Raw genomic sequence first — 259 nt, 5'->3', positions numbered from 1 at the left:
GACTGACCGAGCGTTTCATTGAATCCGCAGTTTTACGCAGCTCTTCCATCGACTCTTTCAGCTCGGGTGAGAGCGTGCCACGGCCCGCTTCTTCCACCTTTTTCAGGCTCTCCTGCAACTCCTGCAGCTTGAGCTCCTGCGCCAGTTCATGTTGTACATTGGCTGCCAGCGAACGAATCGCCCTGATCCAGCCGACCACGGTTTTCACCGCAACCGGTAAACGTTGCGGGCCGAGTACAATCAGCCCGATCACGAACAC

1 protein-coding gene is annotated in these 259 nt (G+C 56.8%); it reads right to left on the bottom strand.

Annotated features, from left to right (window positions below; genetic code table 11):
• A partial coding sequence (gene tatB / locus SB756_RS31895; RefSeq protein WP_410913477.1) for a Sec-independent protein translocase protein TatB occupies positions 1 to 259 on the bottom strand: 259 nt, incomplete at both ends.

The sequence above is a fragment of the Pseudomonas sp. SIMBA_068 genome, from assembly GCF_046534705.1.
Lineage (GTDB): Bacteria > Pseudomonadota > Gammaproteobacteria > Pseudomonadales > Pseudomonadaceae > Aquipseudomonas > Aquipseudomonas putida.
Note: the sequence above shows the minus strand (reverse complement) of the source record. Positions and strands in the feature narration are given on the sequence as shown.